The following is a 16,453-nucleotide window of genomic DNA, read 5'->3' on the forward strand; positions in this document are numbered from 1 at the left end:
CTTAAGTTAGGCTAAAAACTAGCAAAACCACTTGAAAATATGGCTAAAATGTGATAAAATGAAACTTGTCGTGTAAACGATAATACTCATTCTTGATGAATTGTGAAACTGTTGCCCTCGGGTCGTTTTGCAAGTTGAAGTCGAGGAGAGGAAAAAAACAAAAAGGAGAAATACTCATGGCAGTAATTTCAATGAAACAACTTCTTGAGGCTGGTGTACACTTTGGTCACCAAACTCGTCGCTGGAACCCTAAGATGGCTAAGTACATCTTCACTGAGCGTAACGGAATCCACGTTATCGACTTGCAACAAACTGTAAAATACGCTGACCAAGCATACGACTTTATGCGTGATGCTGCAGCTAACGATGCAGTTGTATTGTTTGTTGGTACTAAAAAACAAGCTGCTGACGCTGTTAAAGAAGAAGCAGAACGTTCAGGTCAATACTACATCAACCACCGTTGGTTGGGTGGAACTCTTACTAACTGGGGAACTATCCAAAAACGTATTGCTCGTTTGAAAGAAATCAAACGTATGGAAGAAGAAGGAATCTTCGACGTTCTTCCTAAGAAAGAAGTTGCACTTCTTAACAAACAACGTGCACGTCTTGAAAAATTCTTGGGTGGTATCGAAGACATGCCTCGTATCCCTGATGTAATGTACGTAGTTGACCCACATAAAGAACAAATCGCTGTTAAAGAAGCTAAAAAATTGGGTATCCCAGTTGTAGCGATGGTTGACACAAACACTGATCCAGACGATATCGATGTAATCATCCCAGCTAACGATGACGCTATCCGCGCTGTTAAATTGATCACAGCTAAATTGGCTGACGCTATCATCGAAGGACGTCAAGGTGAGGACGCAACAGCAGTTGAAGCTGAATTTGCAGCTTCAGAAGCTCAAGCTGACTCAATCGAAGAAATCGTTGAAGTTGTAGAAGGCGACAACGCTTAATTCATATAAATAGTAATTACCTAGGAGGGCGGGGCCTAGCCCAGCTCTCCTATTTTTAAAAAATATAGGAGAATCAAAATGGCAGAAATTACAGCTAAACTTGTAAAAGAGTTGCGTGAAAAATCTGGTGCCGGTGTTATGGACGCTAAAAAAGCGCTTGTAGAAACAGACGGTGATATCGAAAAAGCGATCGAATTGCTTCGCGAAAAAGGTATGGCGAAGGCAGCTAAGAAAGCTGACCGTGTTGCTGCAGAAGGTTTGACTGGTGTATTTGTTAATGGTAACGTTGCAGCAGTAGTTGAAGTAAATGCTGAAACTGACTTCGTTGCGAAAAACGCTCAATTCGTTGACTTGGTAAACGCAACAGCTAAAGTAATTGCTGAAGGAAAACCAGCGAACAACGAAGAAGCTCTTGCTTTGACAATGCCTTCAGGTGAAACTCTTGAAGCTGCATATGTATCTGCAACAGCTACAATCGGTGAAAAAATCTCATTCCGTCGTTTTGCTTTGCTTGAAAAAACAGATGCACAACACTTCGGAGCATACCAACACAATGGTGGCCGTATCGGTGTTATCTCTGTTATTGAAGGTGGAGACGAAGCTCTTGCTAAACAAATCTCAATGCACATTGCTGCGATGAAACCAACAGTTCTTTCTTACAAAGAATTGGATGAGCAATTCGTTAAAGATGAGTTGGCACAATTGAACCACGTAATCGACCAAGATAACGAAAGCCGTGCAATGGTTGGTAAACCAGCTCTTCCACACTTGAAGTATGGATCAAAAGCACAATTGACTGATGAAGTGATTGCTCAAGCTGAAGCTGATATCAAAGCTGAGTTGGCTGCAGAAGGCAAACCAGAAAAAATCTGGGACAAAATCATCCCAGGTAAAATGGACCGCTTCATGCTTGACAACACTAAAGTTGACCAAGCATACACACTTCTTGCACAAGTATACATCATGGATGACAGCAAGACAGTTGAAGCTTACCTTGAATCAGTAAATGCTTCAGTAGTTGAGTTCGCTCGCTTTGAAGTTGGTGAAGGTATTGAGAAAGCTGCAAACGACTTTGAAGCAGAAGTTGCAGCTACAATGGCAGCAGCCTTGAATAACTAATAGAAAAGGAAGCAAATTGCTTCCTTTTTCTTTTTGTCTAGAGAGTAGATTCTGTATGAGTAAACAAAAAGCCCTTTAATAAGGGCTAAGTGCATTTAGGAGGCTACACTTCAAATTCATAGAGTGCTGTAGACAAATAACGTTCGCCGTTATCTGGTGCTAAAGCAAGGACTTTCTTACCTGTACCTAATTTCTTGGCAACCTCAATTGCCCCGTAAATTGCTGCAGCTGAAGAAATCCCAACAAGGAAGCCTTCTTTTCCACCAATTTCACGTCCGAGTGCTAGAGCATCATCTGACGTTACGCGGACGATACCATCATAGGCCTTTGTATCAAGTGTTTCAGGAATAAATCCAGCTGAGATGCCTTGAATTTTGTGAGGTCCTGGTTTTTCACCAGACAAGATAGCTGACTCGTCTGCCTCCACTGCATAAACTTGAATGTTTGGATTTGCTGCTTTAAGAGCGTGAGAAACACCTGAGATCGTTCCACCAGTACCAACACCACCCACAAAAGCATCTAAACCATCAGAACCGAAAGCAGCCAGTATTTCAGCTCCTGTTGTTCTTTCGTGTACTTCTGGGTTAGCTGGATTATTAAATTGGAGTGGAAGGAAGCCGTCACGTTCAGCGGCGATTTCCTGAGCTTTGGCAATAGCCCCTTTCATTCCTTCACTACCAGGAGTAAGGACGAGTTCAGAACCATAGGCTTGGATAATCTTACGTCGTTCCACGCTCATCGTTTCAGGCATGACGATAACAACTTTATATCTTTTAGCAGCACCTACCCAAGAAAGCCCGATACCAGTATTTCCACTCGTTGCTTCAACAATGGTAGCACCCGGTTTTAGAATACCATCTTGTTCCGCTTTTTCAATCATGCTAAGGGCAATACGGTCTTTTACTGATGATCCAGGGTTAAAAGCTTCAAGTTTTACATAAACATCAGCAGCACCCTCTGGGACGACATTGTTTAGTTTAACAATTGGAGTTTGTCCGATTAGTTCAGTGATATTGTTATAAATAGTCATAGATATACCTCTTTGTATAAGATGATACTAGTATAACGCGCTCAAGGCTATTTGTAAAATATAGAAATCCTATCGAAGTGATAGGATTTTTTTATATCAAAGGTCTGAGCCATTAATTTTTAATCGATTGTGATAAGCCAATTCTAATAAATAGGTGTAAAGAGGGAGGATGTCTGTTTTTTTAGGAAATTCAAATTTATGGAAACTAAGGTGTTCATTATGTGCTTTTAGAAAGACATTTTCTAAATAAGTGATTGTAATCTCACTATCATCTATACCTGCTCCAGCTGTTTCCATTTCAATGTTTACAATGTTCATCAAAAAGAGTGACTTAACAGACATCTTACGACCAGTAGCACCTTGCTTATCTGTAAAAATGATACGGATATTTGTAAAGATGATTGAATCACGAATAAGTTTATATCCACTTTGAATTTCTTCATTCTCTAGTAGGTATTGGCCATATTCTTTGATAAGAGTCTCTTTGTTTTGCTCGCTAAAGTTTCCAGCAAGTCCTTGAATAAATTTCCCAAAAGCCATAATTTCTCCTTTGTTTATACTAAGTTTACAGGAACCTCAACTTCACGTAAACCTTGATCTGTTAAAGTAACCTTTCCATTAAAAAACTCAACAAGAGCAGCTTTGATATTTTCTTTCTCTTCCTTGTCAACATAAATCATCGTATCGACTTGATCTGTAAAGATTGTATCCAGCTCCATGAGATGATGGTCTCTAAGAAAATTGCCATATTCTTGATACTGAGCATAAGACATTTGAATGGCTATACCAGCCTGCTCTTTGATTTCAATAATGCCAATTTCTTTGACAGCTAAGGCCACACTACCTGCATAAGCACGAATCAAACCGCCAGCACCTAGCTTAATTCCTCCAAAGTAGCGGGTAACTACTACACAGACATTGGTAAGATTATGATTTTCTAAGACACCGAGCATAGGGACTCCAGCAGTACCACTAGGCTCACCGTCATCACTCGTACGCTTAATCTCACTTCGTTCCCCTACAATAAAAGCTGAGCAGTTATGGGTAGCTTTGTAGTGTTCTTTTTTGACGGCAGTGATGAAATCACGCGCCTCTTCTTCACTATAGACACGCTTTGTATGACAGATAAAGCGGGATTTTTTGATTTCTTCTTGGACTTGCCCGTCCTCTTTAATTGTTCTAAATTCCATGATTTAATTGTACTAAAAAAACACCTAAAGCGCTAGATTTTTACGAATAAAGAAGTATGAAAGTAAATCCAAATTATCTCGGTCGCTTGTTTACTGAGAAAGAATTAACTAAAGAAGAACGTCAGATGGCCGTGAAACTGCCAGCAATGAGAAAAGAGAAGGGAAAACTTTTCTGTCAACGTTGTAATAGTAGCATTCTAGAAGAATGGTATTTGCCTGTTGGTGCTTACTACTGCAGGGAGTGCTTGCTGATGAAGCGAGTCAGGAGTGATCAAGCTTTATACTATTTTCCGCAGGAAGATTTTCCTAAGCAAGATGTTCTCAAATGGCGTGGTCAGTTAACACCTTTTCAGGAAAAAGTGTCAGAGGGACTTCTTCAAGCGGTAGACAAGCAAGAGCCAACCTTGGTTCACGCTGTAACAGGAGCGGGAAAGACAGAGATGATTTATCAAGTTGTGGCTAAAGTGATTGATGAAGGTGGTGCAGTTTGTTTAGCCAGCCCTCGAATAGATGTTTGCTTGGAGTTATATAAGCGACTGCAGAATGACTTTGCTTGTGAGATAGCACTACTTCATGGTGAGTCAGAACCCTATTTTCGAACACCACTAGTTGTTGCAACGACGCATCAGTTATTAAAATTCTATCATGCCTTTGATTTGTTGATAGTAGATGAAGTAGATGCCTTTCCTTATGTTGACAACCCTATACTTTACTACGCTGTAAACCAATGTGTAAAGAAAGATGGGTTAAGGATATTCCTTACAGCAACTTCTACAGATGAGTTAGATAAGAAGGTTCGCACAGGAGAATTAAAACGATTAAGCTTGCCGAGACGGTTTCATGGAAATCCATTGATTATTCCAAAGCCAGTTTGGTTATCGGATTTTAATCGTTACTTAGATAAGAGTCAGTTGTCACCCAAATTAAAGACCTCTATTGAGAGGCAGAGAAGAACAGGTTATCCCTTGTTAATCTTTGCATCAGAAATTAAAAAAGGCGAGAAACTAAAAGAAATCTTGCAGGAACAGTTTCCAAAAGAAAATATCGGCTTTGTGTCTTCTGTGACAGAAGACCGATTAGAGCAGGTGCAAGCTTTTCGAGATGGAAAGCTAACAATACTGATCAGTACGACAATCTTGGAACGTGGAGTTACCTTCCCTTGTGTGGATGTTTTCGTAGTAGAAGCTAATCATCGTCTCTTTACCAAGTCTAGCTTGATTCAGATTGGTGGGCGAGTTGGGCGTAGTATGGACAGACCAACTGGTGAGTTGCTCTTCTTTCATGATGGATTAAATACTTCCATCAATAAGGCAATCAAGGAAATCAAGCAGATGAATAAGGAGGCGGGATTATGAATTGTTTATTATGTGGCCAGTCAACAAAGAGTGACTTGACATTTAGTCACCTCTTACTGTTTAAGAATGAGCACAACTATCTTTGCTCAGCTTGTGATTCTACTTTTGAGAAGATTGGTGAAGACCATTGTCCAAACTGCATGAAAAGAGGGTTGTCAACAACGTGTCAAGATTGTAAACTTTGGTGTGAAGATGGGATTCAAGTTGATCATAAAGCAATCTTCACCTATAATCAAGCTATGAAAGACTTTTTTAGTCGATATAAGTTTGATGGGGATTTTCTGCTTAGAAAGGTTTTTACTCCTGTACTTGCAGATGAGTTGAAAAAGTATGGAGACTATGAATTTGTGCTAATTCCTCTAAGTCCTGAAAGATTGCTTGAGAGGGGATTTAATCAGGTTGAAGGTTTGGTTGAGGCAGCAGGATTTTCCTTTCAAGATTTACTAGGGAAAAGAGAAGAGAAGGCTAGTTCTTCTAAGAATCGCTTAGAACGATTAGCTACTGAAATTCCCTTTTATATTAAAACGGAAGCCCCTCTTCCTAAGAAGATTTTGGTTATTGATGACATCTATACGACAGGGGCGACTATCAATCGTGTGAAGCGACTGTTTGAAGAAGCAGGTGTTTTGGAAGTCAAAACTTTTTCCCTTGTAAGATGAGGAAAAATTTGCAAAATGAAAATGAAAGCGTTATAATATAGTTAGAAAAATAAAAATGTTTAGAAAGAAGGTACTTATATGATTAAATATAGTATCCGTGGTGAAAACCTAGAAGTAACAGAAGCAATTCGCAATTATGTAGTTTCTAAACTCGAAAAGATCGAAAAATATTTTCAACCTGAACAAGAGTTGGATGCACGTGTCAACTTGAAAGTTTACCGTGAAAAAACAGCAAAGGTTGAAGTAACAATTCCACTTGGGTCAATTACTCTTCGTGCAGAAGATGTTTCTCAAGATATGTATGGCTCTATCGACCTCGTAACAGATAAAATCGAACGTCAGATTCGTAAAAATAAAACAAAAATCGAACGCAAGAATAAAAATAAGGTTGCAACTAGCCAACTCTTTACAGATGATTTAGTTGAAGATGCAAATGTTGTGCCACCAAAAGTGGTTCGTTCAAAACAAATTGATTTGAAACCAATGGATTTGGAAGAAGCACTTCTTCAAATGGATTTGTTGGGGCATGATTTCTTTATCTATGTTGATGTCGAAGATCAAACAACAAATGTTTTGTATCGCCGTGAAGATGGTGAAGTTGGTTTGTTAGAAGTTAAGGAATCATAAAATCTTGACAACTATGTAAAAGTGGTTTACACAATTGTAAACCACTTTTGTATTGCATCATTATACAAGGTATAAATGGAGGTAGTTATGAAAGACGTAGTGATTGTTTCAGCAGTGCGAACTCCTATTGGTTCCTTTGGAGGAAGCTTGAAGAATGTTTCTGCTGTTGATTTGGGAGCTTTGGTTATTAAGAGTGCTTTGGAGAAGGCGAGTGTGAAACCAGAGCAAGTAGATGAAGTGATTATGGGGAATGTCCTAGGCGCAGGTTTAGGTCAAAACGTAGCTCGTCAAATGAGCATTCACGCAGGACTCCCCGAATTTACACCAGCCTTTACCATCAATAAGGTTTGTGGTTCTGGTTTGAAGGCAGTGCAGTTGGCTGCTCAAGCGATTCGATGTGGCGATGCAGATATTATCGTAGCTGGTGGTGCAGAAAACATGAGTCAGGCGCCATACGCTTTGCCAAGTTTCCGTTGGGGTGGCCGTATGGGAGATTCGAAAGTGATAGATACCATGATCAAGGATGGTTTATCTGACGCCTTTAACGAATACCATATGGGGATTACAGCTGAGAATGTGGCTGAAGAATATGGTATTAGCCGGGATGAACAAGATGCTCTTGCTTTGGAATCACAAAAACGAGCAGTGGCGGCTATAGAATCTGGACGCTTTAAGAAAGAGATTGTTCCAGTGGTTATTCCTCAACGTAAAGGTGATCCTATAGTCTTTGATACAGATGAATTTCCTAGAAAAGATGCCAGTTTGGGGAGTTTATCTAAGCTACGTCCTGTTTTCAAAAAAGACGGTTCTGTTACGGCGGGAAATGCTTCAGGTATCAATGACGGAGCAGCGGCTGTCTTGGTCATGAGTGCTGAAAAAGCTGAAGAATTAGGACTCCCAGTGATTGTCCGCATTCGTTCGTATGCAAGTGCAGGTTTGGATCCTAAGGTTATGGGATGTGGACCGATTGATGCGACTCGCAAGGCTCTTGAAAAAGGTAATTTGACAGTTGATGAGCTTGACTTGATCGAGTCAAATGAAGCCTTTGCTGCTCAGGCTTGTGCGGTTGGGAAAACACTTGGATTTAACACAGATATTGTCAATGTCAATGGTGGTGCTATTGCTCTTGGTCACCCAATTGGAGCTTCAGGCTGCCGTATCCTAGTGACTCTGGTACATGAGATGATGAAACGTGATGCTAAAACTGGTCTAGCAACTCTCTGTATCGGAGGAGGAATGGGAACAGCTCTTATCGTGGAACGTTAGATGATAGTAATCTGAACACGTGGGTAGGAGGGTGAGGGATCCCTCCTACTTTTGTGTCTGAGATTAAAAGAAATCAATCATGAAAGAAAGGCTTACCACTTTTTAAAGGTCGCTTTTTAAGGGCTTTTGTGATATAATAATGCGCAAGAGGTTTAGAATGAAAAAAAATAATTTAACTCCGATTTCTGCGGTTCTACTAGGGATTGCAACTTTCGGAACCTTAACAATGCTGATTATTTTTTCACAAAATAATGTTGTAACAATCAGTGCCTTGTTTTTATTTGTACTTCTTTATCTGCTTTTATTCATCTGGCAAAAAAAACAGTATGAAAAGAGCGAAATTGAACAAATCCAATACGTAAACCATCAAGCGGAAGATAGCTTGAACACGCTGCTTGATCAAATGCCAGTTGGTGTTCTGAAATTAGATTTATCTAGTGGCGAAGTCGAATGGTTTAATCCTTATGCTGAGTTGATTTTGACGACTGAAGAAGGCGAAATTGATGTTGACTTGATTCAAACCATTATCAAGGCTTCTGTGGGGAACCCTAGTTCTTATGCTACCCTAGGGGAAACACGCTATGCCGTTCATATGGACAAGGCTTCAGGTGTCCTGTATTTCTTTGACGTTTCAGGGGAATATGAAGCAACTGTCGAATTGGTAACCAGTCGACCAGTGATTGGGGTCATCTCGGTAGACAACTACGATGATTTAGAAGATGCAACCTCCGAATCGGATATCAGTCATATCAATAGTTTTGTGGCAAATTTTGTTTCAGAATTTGCTAGTAAGTATGCTATGTTTTCTCGGCGTGTGGGTATGGATCGCTTTTATTTATTTACTGATTACACGGTTCTTGAAGGCTTGATGAATGATAAATTCTCTGTGATTGATGCCTTTCGTGAGGAGTCAAAACAGAGACAGTTGCCATTGACCTTGAGCATGGGCTTTTCTTATGGTGATGGAAATCATGATGAGATAGGGAAAGTTGCTCTAAGGAACTTAAACCTAGCTGAGGTTCGTGGTGGGGACCAAGTAGTTGTCAAGGAAAATGATGAAACCAAGAACCCAGTCTACTTTGGTGGTGGTTCCGCAGCCTCTGTTAAGAGAACAAGAACACGTACCAGAGCAATGATGACGGCCATTTCAGATAAAATTAGAAGTGTAGACCAAGTCTTTGTAGTCGGTCATAAAAATCTAGATATGGACGCTTTGGGCTCTGCGGTTGGCATGCAGTTGTTTGCTAACAATATCACTGAAAATAGCTATGCTGTTTATGATGCAGAACAAATGTCGCCAGATATCGAGCGGGCTGTCAATTTATTGGAAAAAGAGGGTGTCACCAAGCTCTTGCCTCTGTCTGATGCGATGAGGCTGGTTACCAAGCGCTCTTTGTTGATTCTAGTGGATCATTCGAAGACAGCTTTGACCTTGTCCAAAGGTTTTTATGATTTATTCACGCAAACCATTGTCATTGACCATCATCGACGTGATCAGGATTTCCCAGAGAATGCTGTCATCACCTATATCGAAAGTGGAGCAAGTAGTGCGAGTGAGTTGGTCACAGAATTGATTCAGTTCCAAAATTCTAAGAAAAATCGTTTGAGTCGTATGCAGGCTAGTGTACTGATGGCTGGTATGATGCTGGATACCAAGAATTTCACATCTCGCGTGACGAGTCGAACTTTTGATGTGGCCAGCTACCTCAGAACACGTGGAAGCGATAGTATTGCTATTCAGGAGATTGCTGCGACAGATTTTGAAGAGTATCGTGAGGTAAATGAACTCATTTTACAAGGTCATAAGTTGGGTTCAGATATCTTGATCGCCCAAGCTAAGGACTCAACAACTTATGACACAGTTGTTATCAGTAAGGCTGCCGATGCTATGTTGGCCATGTCTGGCATTGAGGCTAGTTTCGTTCTGGCAAAAAATACACAAGGCTTTATCGCTATATCAGCTCGAAGTCGTAGTAAAATCAATGTGCAACGGATTATGGAAGAACTGGGCGGTGGTGGTCACTTTAACCTAGCTGCTGCGCAGATTAAGGATATGAGTCTATCAGAAGTTGGAGAAAAATTGACTCAACTTATCTTGGATGAACTAAAGGAAAAGGAGAAAGAAGAATGAAAGTAATCTTTTTAGCAGATGTCAAAGGAAAAGGGAAAAAAGGCGAAATCAAGGAAGTGCCAACTGGCTACGCCCAAAACTTCCTGATTAAAAAGAATTTGGCCAAGGAAGCGACTGCTCAAGCAGTGGGAGAGCTGCGTGGAAAACAAAAATCAGAAGAAAAGGCTCATGCTGAAATGATTGCTGAAGCAAAAGCCATCAAAGCCAAGCTTGAATCAGAAGAGACTGTCGTAGAGTTTGTTGAAAAAGTTGGACCAGATGGCCGTACATTTGGCTCCATCACCAACAAGAAAATTGCAGAAGAATTGCAAAAGCAATTCGGAATCAATATTGACAAACGTCACATTCAAGTAAAAGCACCAATTCGAGCAGTAGGTTTGATTGATGTACCAGTAAAAATCTACCAAGATGTTACAAGTGTCATCAATCTTCGTGTAAAAGAAGGTTAAGTTTACAACATCTTGACAAGATTGTAAAAGGAAGGAAAGTCGGATGGCAGAAGTAGAGGAACTACGAGTTCAACCTCAGGATATTTTGGCCGAACAATCTGTTCTGGGGGCTATTTTTATAGATGAGAGCAAGCTCGTTTTTGTCCGAGAATACATTGATTCTCGTGACTTCTTTAAGTATGCTCATCGGTTGATTTTCCAAGCGATGGTAGATTTGTCGGATCGTGGAGAAGCGATTGATGCGACGACGGTTCGGACGATTTTGGATAACCAAGGGGATCTCCAAAATATTGGTGGCTTATCCTATCTTGTTGAAATTGTCAACTCTGTACCAACTTCTGCCAATGCAGAGTATTATGCTAAAATTGTTGCAGAAAAGGCTATGCTACGTCGCTTGATTTCCAAGTTGACAGAGTCTGTCAACCAAGCCTATGAGGCCTCTAAGCCTGCAGATGAAATAATCGCTCAAGCTGAAAAGGGACTCATTGATGTCAGTGAAAATGCCAATCGTAGTGGTTTCAAGAATATCCGAGATATTCTAAATATCAACTTTGGGAACCTAGAAGTTCGGTCACAACAAACAACTGATATCACAGGTATTGCTACAGGCTATCGTGATTTGGACCATATGACGACAGGTCTCCACGAGGAAGAGTTGATTATCCTAGCGGCGCGTCCAGCGGTTGGTAAGACAGCCTTTGCCTTGAATATTGCTCAGAACATCGGTACCAAATTGGACAAGACGGTAGCTATCTTTTCACTGGAAATGGGTGCGGAAAGTCTAGTAGATCGTATGTTGGCGGCCGAAGGCTTGGTGGAGTCCCATTCTATCCGTACGGGTCAATTGACTGATGAGGAATGGCAAAAGTATACCATTGCCCAAGGGAATCTGGCCAACGCGAGTATCTATATCGATGATACACCAGGGATTCGGATTACGGAAATTCGTTCGCGCTCACGCAAACTGGCTCAAGAAACAGGCAATCTAGGCTTGATTTTGATCGACTACCTACAGCTTATTACAGGGACTGGTCGTGAGAACCGCCAACAAGAAGTTTCTGAAATTTCTCGTCAGTTGAAAATTCTAGCTAAGGAATTGAAAGTTCCAGTCATTGCTCTTAGTCAGTTATCTCGTGGAGTGGAACAGCGTCAGGATAAGAGACCAGTCTTGTCTGATATTCGTGAATCGGGTTCTATCGAGCAGGATGCAGATATCGTAGCCTTTCTATACCGTGACGACTACTACGATCGTGCGGGTGAAGAAGAGGAAGGAATTCCAAATAACAAGGTAGAGGTTATCATCGAGAAAAACCGTAGTGGAGCTCGTGGAACGGTGGAATTGATTTTCCAAAAAGAATACAATAAATTTTCAAGTATCTCAAAGAGGGAGGCATAAGATGTCAGATGCATTTACAGATGTAGCCAAGATGAAAAAAATCAAAGAAGAGATCAAGGCGCATGAGGGACAAGTCGTTGAAATGACTTTGGAGAATGGCCGTAAGCGCCAAAAAAATAGATTGGGTAAGCTAATTGAGGTTTATCCATCTCTATTTATCGTTGAATTTGGGGATATTGAAGGAGACAAACAAGCCAATGTTTACGTTGAATCCTTCACCTACTCAGATATTTTGACAGAAAAGAACTTGATTCGCTATCTAGACTAAGAATCCTAAAATGAAGTGAGCTTTGCTCACTTTTTTCTTTTTCTCCCGAATAGTATAAACGAGGGTAACCTCGGAAATTTATATTATTAAGGAGAATGAATGACGTTTTTAAAATCAGGAGTTAAGAAGAGTAGATATACTCAGTTAGGTTTAGGACTGGCTACTTTGTTCGTTACAAGTACCTTTTTATTTGGTGGAGAATCGGTTCAGGCTGACAGTGTAGCGCGTGGTGATGACTACCCGCTTCACTACAAAAATGGTAGTGTTGAAATCGATCAGTGGCGGATGTATTCTCGCCAGTGTACGTCTTTTGCGGCCTTTCGTTTGAGTAGTGTGAATGGCTTTGAGATCCCGCCTGCTTATGGAAATGCAAATGAATGGGGACATCGTGCAAGGCGAGAAGGCTACCGTGTGGATAGCAAACCTGAAATTGGTTCAATTGCTTGGTCGACAGAAGGTTATTATGGGCATGTGGCCTGGGTATCAAATGTATCAGGGGATACGATTGAGATTGAAGAGTATAACTATGGAGTTAGGGAGAAATACAATCGTCGCAGCGTAAAAGCTAGCTCTATGACAGGCTTTATCCATTTTAAGGACTTGGTAGGGAATGGTGGTAGAACTGGAAATCCTATCAGGTCAGGGTTGGCGTCTAGTGGGACTCACACGTTTACTCAAAAGTCTGCCATTCGAAACCAGCCGTCAAGTACAGCGCAAGTTATCGACTACTACTATCCTGGTGAAAATGTTAGCTACGATCAAATCGTAGAAAAGGACGGTTATAAGTGGCTCAGCTACCTGTCCTATAGTGGAACGAGGAGATACGTCCAGTATACGGAAACAGAATCGGTGGAGAATGGTTGGAAGAAGCAAAACGGTATTTGGAATTACCGTGAGAACGGGAAACTCGCAACTGGTTGGAAGAAAATAAATGGCAGTTGGTATCACTTCAAAGAAAATGGAACCATGTCAACAGGTTGGGTGAAGGATGGCTCGCATTGGTACTATCTAAAGGCATCAGGGGAGATGCAGACGGGTTGGCTCAAGGAAAATGGAACATGGTATTATTTGGAAAGTTCAGGGGCTATGAAGTCTAGTCAGTGGTTCCAGGTAGGCGGAAAATCTTACTACGTCAATGCTTCAGGGGCTTTAGCAGTGAATACTACTGTGGATGGCTATCGCGTGGATAGTAATGGAGCTAGAATCTAGAAAGAATATAAAAAAGAGGACTTCACTACCATTTGCCTATTCTTTCCGATGGTATTTTTCCCCTCTTTCCTTTATAATGGGTGTATGGACAAGAAAAAATTATTATTAATTGATGGATCTTCTGTTGCCTTTCGAGCTTTTTTTGCGCTCTATCAGCAGTTGGATCGTTTTAAAAATGCTAATGGTCTTCATACCAATGCAATCTATGGCTTTCAACTCATGTTGAATCATGTCTTAGAGCGGGTTGAGCCCAGTCATGTTTTGGTAGCTTTTGATGCAGGCAAGACGACTTTCCGAACAGAGATGTATGCAGACTACAAGGGTGGCCGTGCTAAAACTCCAGATGAGTTTCGTGAGCAATTTCCCTTCATTCGTGAGTTGTTAGACCACCTTGGGATTCGCCATTATGAGTTGGCCCAGTATGAAGCCGATGATATCATCGGGACTTTAGGTCGCTTGGCTGAGAAGGATTCTTTTGATGTGACAATCGTTAGCGGAGACAAGGACTTGATTCAGTTGACGGATGAGCATACGGTGGTCGAGATTTCCAAGAAAGGTGTGGCTGAGTTTGAGGCCTTTACGCCAGACTATCTTATGGAAAAGATGGGCCTCACACCAGCTCAGTTCATTGATCTTAAGGCTCTTATGGGGGATAAGTCTGATAATATCCCTGGTGTTACTAAGATTGGTGAAAAGACGGGTATCAAGCTCTTGCTAGAACACGGTTCGCTTGAGGGAATTTATGAAAATATCGATGGGATGAAGGCATCTAAGATGAAGGAAAATCTCATCAACGATAAGGAACAAGCCTTCCTGTCTAAAACCTTGGCGACCATTGAGACTCAGGCACCGATTGAGATTGGTCTGGAAGACTTGGTATATAATGGCCCAGATGTGGAAAATCTCGGGAAATTCTACGATGAGATGGGCTTCAAACAGCTCAAGCAAGCTTTAAATGTGTCATCAACGGATGCGCCTGAAAGTTTGGATTTCGCCATCGTTGACCAAGTCAGTCAAGACATGTTGAGCGCAGACTCTATCTTCCACTTTGAACTCTTTGGTGAAAACTACCATACAGATGACTTGGTTGGTTTTGCTTGGTCTTGTGGGGATAAACTTTACGCTACAGATAAACTTGAGCTCTTGCAGGAGCCGATTTTCAAGGAATTTTTAGAAAAAACACCTCTGAAAGTGTATGACTTTAAGAAAGCTAAGGTTCTTTTAAATCGTTTTGGTTTGAATCTGCAGGCTCCTGCTTTTGATAGTCGCTTGGCCAAATACCTCCTCTCTACTGTTGAGAATAATGAAATCTCAACAATTGCTAGTCTCTACGGTCAAACATACTTGGTCGATGATGAGACTTTCTATGGTAAGGGGGTCAAGAAAGCTATCCCTGAGAGAGAGAAATTCTTGGAGTACTTGGCTCGCAAGGTTGCAGTATTGGTTGAGACAGAGCCTGTTTTGCTTGAAAAACTCAGTGAACATGGACAGTTAGATCTTCTCTATGACATGGAGCAACCTCTGGCTTTTGTCCTTGCCAAAATGGAAATCGCTGGGATCAAGGTCAAAAAAGAAACCCTTCTTGAGATGCAGGCTGAAAATGAGGTCGTCATTGAGCAACTCACTCAAGAAATCTACGAGTTAGCTGGTGAGGAGTTTAATATCAATTCCCCTAAGCAGTTGGGCGTGCTGCTCTTTGAAAAGCTCGGTCTTCCTCTAGCATACACCAAGAAAACTAAGACAGGTTACTCAACAGCCGTGGATGTGCTAGAGCGATTGGCTCCTATTGCGCCGATTGTTAAGAAAATCCTCGATTACCGTCAGATTGCGAAGATTCAATCTACCTATGTGATTGGTTTGCAGGATTGGATTTTGGATGATGGCAAGATTCACACGCGCTACGTGCAAGATTTGACCCAGACCGGACGTTTGTCTAGTGTAGATCCAAACTTACAAAATATCCCTGTTCGTTTGGAGCAAGGCCGTCTCATTCGTAAGGCCTTTGTACCTGAGTGGGAGGATAGTGTTCTTCTTAGCTCGGATTATTCACAGATTGAATTGCGCGTTTTGGCTCATATTTCTAAGGATGAGCACTTAATTAAAGCCTTCCAAGAGGGAGCAGATATCCATACCTCGACAGCCATGCGGGTCTTTGGAATTGAACGCCCTGAGGATGTGACTCCAAACGACCGTCGTAATGCCAAGGCGGTTAACTTCGGAGTGGTTTACGGAATTTCAGACTTTGGCTTGTCTAATAATCTAGGCATCAGCCGTAAGGAAGCAAAAGCCTACATTGACACTTACTTTGAACGCTTCCCAGGTATTAAAAACTACATGGATGAAGTGGTACGTGAAGCGCGTGATAAGGGATATGTAGAGACCCTCTTCAAGCGACGTCGCGAGTTGCCAGATATTAATTCGCGCAACTTTAACATTCGTGGTTTTGCAGAGCGGACGGCCATCAACTCTCCTATCCAGGGCTCAGCAGCAGATATTCTCAAGATTGCTATGATCCAGCTAGACAAAGCTCTAGTTGAAGGTGGCTATCAGACCAAGATGCTGTTGCAAGTGCACGATGAAATCGTTCTTGAAGTTCCAAAGGCAGAATTAGCAGCCGTCAAAGTACTGGTGAAACAAACCATGGAAGAAGCCATCCAGCTCAGTGTTCCTCTCATTGCAGATGAAAATGAAGGAGCAACTTGGTACGAGGCTAAATAAGAAAGATATGATAGAGTTTGAAGTACTTGCCTTCAAACTCTTTTTCATGATTTTCTGTAAGCAGTTTCCTTGACTTATCC

Annotated in this window: 15 protein-coding genes; 12 read left to right on the forward strand and 3 right to left on the reverse strand. The window is 41.3% G+C overall.

Annotated elements, in window-relative coordinates; all coding sequences use genetic code 11:
• Positions 1 to 176 precede the first annotated feature (176 nt).
• Together rpsB and tsf are read left to right on the forward strand one after the other, a co-directional pair.
• Complete coding sequence (rpsB, locus tag D8852_RS01350; protein ID WP_000268477.1) at positions 177 to 956, forward strand: 30S ribosomal protein S2; 780 nt, start codon at positions 177 to 179, stop codon at positions 954 to 956.
• Positions 957 to 1,034: 78 nt separating this feature from the next.
• Complete coding sequence (gene tsf / locus D8852_RS01355; RefSeq protein WP_000808059.1) at positions 1,035 to 2,075, forward strand: translation elongation factor Ts; 1,041 nt, start codon at positions 1,035 to 1,037, stop codon at positions 2,073 to 2,075.
• A gap of 103 nt (positions 2,076 to 2,178) precedes the next feature.
• Here tsf and cysK read toward each other — a convergent pair whose 3' ends face one another.
• The 3 genes from cysK to D8852_RS01370 all read right to left on the reverse strand — a co-directional run bounded on the left by cysK (position 2,179) and on the right by D8852_RS01370 (position 4,295).
• Positions 2,179 to 3,105 (reverse strand): cysteine synthase A, encoded by a 927-nt coding sequence (cysK, locus tag D8852_RS01360; RefSeq protein ID WP_125424914.1) that lies wholly within the window; start codon positions 3,103 to 3,105, stop codon positions 2,179 to 2,181.
• A 96-nt stretch (positions 3,106 to 3,201) separates the two neighbouring features.
• Positions 3,202 to 3,645, reverse strand: coding sequence for a PH domain-containing protein (locus tag D8852_RS01365; RefSeq protein ID WP_125424915.1), 444 nt, complete (start codon positions 3,643 to 3,645; stop codon positions 3,202 to 3,204).
• Positions 3,646 to 3,659: 14 nt separating this feature from the next.
• Complete coding sequence (locus D8852_RS01370) at positions 3,660 to 4,295, reverse strand: YigZ family protein (protein WP_125424916.1); 636 nt, start codon at positions 4,293 to 4,295, stop codon at positions 3,660 to 3,662.
• 56 nt (positions 4,296 to 4,351) lie between these two features.
• Between D8852_RS01370 and D8852_RS01375 the strand changes: the two genes are divergently transcribed.
• The 10 genes from D8852_RS01375 to polA all read left to right on the forward strand — a co-directional run bounded on the left by D8852_RS01375 (position 4,352) and on the right by polA (position 16,373).
• Positions 4,352 to 5,650, forward strand: coding sequence for a DEAD/DEAH box helicase (locus D8852_RS01375; RefSeq protein ID WP_125424917.1), 1,299 nt, complete (start codon positions 4,352 to 4,354; stop codon positions 5,648 to 5,650).
• The gene (locus D8852_RS01380) at positions 5,647 to 6,309 is read left to right on the forward strand and encodes a ComF family protein (RefSeq protein WP_125424918.1); all 663 of its coding nucleotides are present in this window, start codon (positions 5,647 to 5,649) and stop codon (positions 6,307 to 6,309) included. Before D8852_RS01375 ends, D8852_RS01380 begins: the two co-directional genes overlap by 4 nt.
• A gap of 78 nt (positions 6,310 to 6,387) precedes the next feature.
• On the forward strand, positions 6,388 to 6,936 hold the full coding sequence (gene hpf / locus D8852_RS01385; protein WP_125416134.1) for a ribosome hibernation-promoting factor, HPF/YfiA family: 549 nt from the start codon (positions 6,388 to 6,390) through the stop codon (positions 6,934 to 6,936).
• Between the two features lie 87 nt (positions 6,937 to 7,023).
• A complete protein-coding gene (locus D8852_RS01390) occupies positions 7,024 to 8,202 on the forward strand; it encodes an acetyl-CoA C-acetyltransferase (RefSeq protein WP_125424919.1) in 1,179 nt (392 codons plus the stop codon).
• Positions 8,203 to 8,359: 157 nt separating this feature from the next.
• Positions 8,360 to 10,333: a DHH family phosphoesterase gene (locus D8852_RS01395; RefSeq protein ID WP_125424920.1), complete on the forward strand. Its 1,974-nt coding sequence runs from the start codon at positions 8,360 to 8,362 to the stop codon at positions 10,331 to 10,333.
• Positions 10,330 to 10,782, forward strand: a complete 453-nt coding sequence (gene rplI / locus D8852_RS01400) for a 50S ribosomal protein L9 (RefSeq protein ID WP_125424921.1) — start codon at positions 10,330 to 10,332, stop codon at positions 10,780 to 10,782. The genes D8852_RS01395 and rplI overlap by 4 nt, the downstream gene beginning before the upstream one ends.
• Positions 10,783 to 10,825: 43 nt before the next feature.
• Positions 10,826 to 12,178, forward strand: a complete 1,353-nt coding sequence (dnaB, locus tag D8852_RS01405; protein WP_061588531.1) for a replicative DNA helicase — start codon at positions 10,826 to 10,828, stop codon at positions 12,176 to 12,178.
• 1 nt (position 12,179) lies between these two features.
• Entirely contained in the window at positions 12,180 to 12,446 is a 267-nt protein-coding gene (locus D8852_RS01410) for a Veg family protein (protein ID WP_125424922.1), read from the forward strand.
• Positions 12,447 to 12,545: 99 nt separating this feature from the next.
• On the forward strand, positions 12,546 to 13,655 hold the full coding sequence (locus D8852_RS01415; RefSeq protein ID WP_125424923.1) for an SH3 domain-containing protein: 1,110 nt from the start codon (positions 12,546 to 12,548) through the stop codon (positions 13,653 to 13,655).
• Between the two features lie 84 nt (positions 13,656 to 13,739).
• Positions 13,740 to 16,373, forward strand: a complete 2,634-nt coding sequence (polA, locus tag D8852_RS01420) for a DNA polymerase I (protein ID WP_125424924.1) — start codon at positions 13,740 to 13,742, stop codon at positions 16,371 to 16,373.
• The last annotated feature ends 80 nt before the right edge of the window (positions 16,374 to 16,453 follow it).

It is taken from the genome of Streptococcus mitis (assembly GCF_003942695.1).
GTDB lineage: Bacteria > Bacillota > Bacilli > Lactobacillales > Streptococcaceae > Streptococcus > Streptococcus mitis_BD.

Coding starts and splice junctions, on each gene's coding strand:
- D8852_RS01375 (WP_125424917.1), top strand. CDS start 4,352: ATGAAAGTAAATCCAAATTATCTCGGTCGCTTGTTTACTGAGAAAGAA.
- D8852_RS01380 (WP_125424918.1), top strand. CDS start 5,647: ATGAATTGTTTATTATGTGGCCAGTCAACAAAGAGTGACTTGACATTT.
- dnaB (WP_061588531.1), top strand. CDS start 10,826: ATGGCAGAAGTAGAGGAACTACGAGTTCAACCTCAGGATATTTTGGCC.
- rpsB (WP_000268477.1), top strand. CDS start 177: ATGGCAGTAATTTCAATGAAACAACTTCTTGAGGCTGGTGTACACTTT.
- tsf (WP_000808059.1), top strand. CDS start 1,035: ATGGCAGAAATTACAGCTAAACTTGTAAAAGAGTTGCGTGAAAAATCT.
- D8852_RS01395 (WP_125424920.1), top strand. CDS start 8,360: ATGAAAAAAAATAATTTAACTCCGATTTCTGCGGTTCTACTAGGGATT.
- hpf (WP_125416134.1), top strand. CDS start 6,388: ATGATTAAATATAGTATCCGTGGTGAAAACCTAGAAGTAACAGAAGCA.
- D8852_RS01415 (WP_125424923.1), top strand. CDS start 12,546: ATGACGTTTTTAAAATCAGGAGTTAAGAAGAGTAGATATACTCAGTTA.
- D8852_RS01370 (WP_125424916.1), bottom strand. CDS start 4,295: ATGGAATTTAGAACAATTAAAGAGGACGGGCAAGTCCAAGAAGAAATC.
- polA (WP_125424924.1), top strand. CDS start 13,740: ATGGACAAGAAAAAATTATTATTAATTGATGGATCTTCTGTTGCCTTT.
- D8852_RS01365 (WP_125424915.1), bottom strand. CDS start 3,645: ATGGCTTTTGGGAAATTTATTCAAGGACTTGCTGGAAACTTTAGCGAG.
- D8852_RS01410 (WP_125424922.1), top strand. CDS start 12,180: ATGTCAGATGCATTTACAGATGTAGCCAAGATGAAAAAAATCAAAGAA.
- cysK (WP_125424914.1), bottom strand. CDS start 3,105: ATGACTATTTATAACAATATCACTGAACTAATCGGACAAACTCCAATT.
- D8852_RS01390 (WP_125424919.1), top strand. CDS start 7,024: ATGAAAGACGTAGTGATTGTTTCAGCAGTGCGAACTCCTATTGGTTCC.
- rplI (WP_125424921.1), top strand. CDS start 10,330: ATGAAAGTAATCTTTTTAGCAGATGTCAAAGGAAAAGGGAAAAAAGGC.